Origin of the sequence: Streptomyces sp. NPDC006655 (assembly GCF_040703965.1) — a bacterium.
In the GTDB taxonomy this organism is placed as follows: Bacteria; Actinomycetota; Actinomycetes; order Streptomycetales; family Streptomycetaceae; genus Streptomyces.
Genome location: NZ_JBEYJU010000226.1, coordinates 1 through 3,252 on the forward strand (window position 1 = coordinate 1; position 3,252 = coordinate 3,252).

Here is a 3,252-nt window from a genome sequence, read left to right on the forward strand (position 1 = left end):
AGCTCGGCGGCGACGCCGGAGTTGGACCGGCCGCCCGCCAAAAGCTCCAGCACCTCCCGCTCGCGCGGTGTAAGCCGGTCGAGTGGATCGCTGTGCCGGCGTACCAGCAGCTGCGCGACGACCTGCGGGTCGAGCGCAGTGCCGCCGGCCGCCACCCGGCGCACCGCCTCGGCGAACTCCTCGACGTCGGCGACGCGTTGCTTGAGCAGATAACCGACACCCGAGGTGTTGGCGGCGAGCAGATCGGAGGCGTACCGCTCCTCCACGTACTGCGACAGCAGGAGCACGGCGGTACGCGGATACTGGCGGCGGATCACCAGCGCGGCGCGTACTCCCTCGTCGGTGAAGCCGGGCGGCATGCGCACGTCGACCACGGCGATGTCGGGCCGATGCTCCTCGACGGCCGCCAGCAGCCCTTCTGCGTCGGCAACCTGCGCGCACATCTCGAAGCCGGCCGCCTCCAGCACCTTGACCACGCCGATGCGCAGCTGGGACCGAGCAGGACCTCGGCCGCTCGGGTCTCCAGCCGCACCAGAGCGCCGGTCAGCCGGGGCCCGAGGAACAGCAGGGCGAGGCCGCCGACGGTGACGTACGCGGCCTGCGTGGTGTACCCGAGGTCGGTGACCCGCCACTGCGGGGGCAGCGCCCAGATCCACACGTAGATGCAGGCGGCCACGAGAGCGGCGGCCCGGACGGCGAGGACGGCGAGGTCCAGGACGGCGAGCAGCGGACCCGCCACAGCGTGGTAGCAGACCTGCCGCCACAAGGCCCGGCCGGCCAGCCGGCGCACCGCCGACTTCCCGTTGCGTCCCGGCCCGGGTACGGCGGGGCGCGGAAGGTCCTTGCCGACGAGCGCCCGGTAGCGCCGCCGCTGCCCGGCGGTCAGCAGGGGTGTGACCACGAGTGTGAGCAGCACGGGCAGCGGAATCACGGCCACCGCCCAGGGCGCGTGCACCAGCGCTGCCAGCGTGCCGAGCAGCCAGAGCCACAGGGGCACCACGGCGAGGTGGAGCGGCAGACCGGCGGCGACGAGCGCGGTTTGGTGTTTTGCCCTGTGCAACGGCCGGCCCGCAGCCCGCTGCAGCCACGTCGTGAGGTGCATGCGTCAAACGGTAAAGCCGCAGGCCATCCCTGTGCCATGACGTTACCGCCCGGTTCGGGGCTGCACTTTTCTCCACCCCGGGTCGGAACCCTGCGTGACTGACGGCGCCCTGCTGTGCGGCGGAGGGTGGAGCACGTGAAGGAGAGAGCCGGCGGGGAGCGGGGGAAGACGATGCGTCAACCGGCTGTGTGCGATGAGGAAGTGGCCGGTGCCGAGGGCTTCGGCCGCGCCGAGGTCATCGCGCTCCACGGACAGGCGCAGGAGCCGCGCCCGGCGAGGGGCGTGCGGCGGGCCGGGTGGCTGCTGGTCGCCTGCGGGTTCGCCCTGCTGCCGTGGCTGTACGTGCTGGCCACCGGCCTGCCGGCCACCGGGACCGCTGCGCACTGGCCGGCCGCCTGGGCCGGGCTCGACGCGCTGGAGGCGCTCGGTCTGATCGCCACCGGCCTCCTCGCCGCCCGCAGCGACCGGCGGCACGCCCTGGCAGCCGCCGCGACCGCGACGCTGCTTGTGGTGGACGCCTGGTTCGACACCACGACCGCGGCCCCGGGCGGCGACTTCGCCACCGCGGTCGCCATGGCGCTCGGCGCCGAGCTGCCGCTCGCCGCGCTGTGCGGCCGGCTGGCGCTGCGGGCGCTGAGCCGGCCCGCGTGACGCCGACCGCCCGACTACGTACCACGGACCGAATCTATCCACCGGAGAACACCATGCACCGCATCACCACCGCTGCCGTCGCCCCAGTCGCCTCCGCCCAGCCGGTCCGGGCCCGGACCCGCTGGGCGGTCGCCGCCGGCGCGGGCGCCGCGTTGGCCGCCGCCTGGTGGCTGGGCGACACGGCGCCATATCCGTACGCCCAACGCGGCCTGCTCGACGTACCGTTGCCGTTCCTGACCGCCGGCCGGATGGACGCCGTACTGCGGCCGCGGCCGGGGGAGCGGATGCTCGAGATCGGCCCGGGGACCGGCCTGCAGACACTGCACGTCGCCCCGCAACTCGGGCCGCAGGGACAGCTCGATGTGCTCGACATCCAGCAGGAGATGCTCGACCACGTGATGGGCCGCGCCGAGCGCGACGGCCTGGCGACGGTCAGGCCCACCCGCTCGGACGCACGTGAACTGCCCTACGCCGACGCGACGTTCGACGCCGTATACGCCGTGACCGCGCTCGGCGAGATCCCCGAGCCGGACCGGGTACTGCGCGAGGCGGCACGGGTGCTGGCACCAGGCGGGCGGCTGGTGATCGGCGAGTTCTTCGACCGGCACTGGATCCCCTTCGGCCGGCTGCACCGGCTCGCCGACGCCGCCGGCCTGCACTTGACCGAGCGCCGCGGCCCAAGCCCGGCATACCTCGCCCGCTTCGGACCCTGCAGAGCCGACGCGCCAGGCCGCCAGAGCGAGCGCCTCGCCCACAGCGACCGGGACACCAGCGACGGGCAAGCGTGAGCACCACACGCAGAAACCGCGATCACCGAGCTGAACGACCTGGGGCGCGGTAGGCCGCTCCACCAGGCGAGCGGGCTGCACCCCTACCGCGGCCAGCCACGAAAACGCTCGAGCTCGCGCATCTTCATGCCAGCACGGTGATCACGCCGGATTGCCGCGTACGGCTCGGCCTTCGACCTCTGCGGCATGACCGGACCTTTCACCAGGAGCACCTCGGTGCTGCCCTGGAAAGTACCCCACCGCTGTCAAAACTCGGGTGCTGGCTCAACTTCTGTAACGCAGCCACTCTGAGTGACGGTCGAGCCTCTTCGAGCCGTACGCGAAGCCGCCCGAAAATGGCCCGTCAGCCCGGCGGTTGGGCTGACAGTTCGCGGCCGTGGAAGACGTCGTGCTCCGGCTCAAGGAGTTGTTGTTCCCGTCTATCGCGGACGTCGCGGTGCTGTCGGTGGCCCCGCACATCGAGATAGTGCGCTGGGATGCGCAATGCAGGGCGAACGGTGCCCTGTGCCCGGTCTGCGGGGTCTGGTCGAACCGGGTTCATGGTTCCTACCTGCGGTTTCCCGCTGATGTGCCGAGCGGTGGCCGAAGCGTTGTACTCCAGCTGAGGGTCCGTCCGGGATGGCGTCCCGCTTGGTGGTGTAGCCGATCAAGGCCGGGGCGTGCGCCCGGGGCGTGTGCTGATGAGGATTCCGCTCCCTGCCCAGCAGGCGG

At 72.4% G+C, this 3,252-nt stretch carries 3 protein-coding genes and 1 pseudogene; 2 read left to right on the forward strand and 2 right to left on the reverse strand.

The window, feature by feature from the left end; genetic code table 11:
* On the reverse strand, positions 1–488 hold a 488-nt coding region (locus tag AB0958_RS44835; protein WP_366896248.1), incomplete at its 3' end, for a response regulator transcription factor.
* 20 nt (positions 489–508) lie between these two features.
* Positions 509–1,102: pseudogene (locus AB0958_RS44840) on the reverse strand (sensor domain-containing protein); the annotation flags it as partial.
* Between the two features lie 171 nt (positions 1,103–1,273).
* Here AB0958_RS44840 and AB0958_RS44845 point away from each other — a divergent pair.
* Together AB0958_RS44845 and AB0958_RS44850 are read left to right on the forward strand one after the other, a co-directional pair.
* Positions 1,274–1,753 carry a hypothetical protein gene (locus AB0958_RS44845; protein WP_366896246.1) on the forward strand — a complete coding sequence of 160 codons (480 nt, stop codon included), beginning with the start codon at positions 1,274–1,276 and terminating at the stop codon, positions 1,751–1,753.
* A gap of 53 nt (positions 1,754–1,806) precedes the next feature.
* Complete coding sequence (locus AB0958_RS44850; RefSeq protein WP_366896247.1) at positions 1,807–2,541, forward strand: methyltransferase domain-containing protein; 735 nt, start codon at positions 1,807–1,809, stop codon at positions 2,539–2,541.
* Positions 2,542–3,252 lie beyond the last annotated feature (711 nt).

Bases quoted from the DNA above. Each gene is read 5' to 3' on its own strand.
- AB0958_RS44845 (WP_366896246.1), top strand. From the start codon at position 1,274: ATGCGTCAACCGGCTGTGTGCGATGAGGAAGTGGCCGGTGCCGAGGGC.
- AB0958_RS44850 (WP_366896247.1), top strand. From the start codon at position 1,807: ATGCACCGCATCACCACCGCTGCCGTCGCCCCAGTCGCCTCCGCCCAG.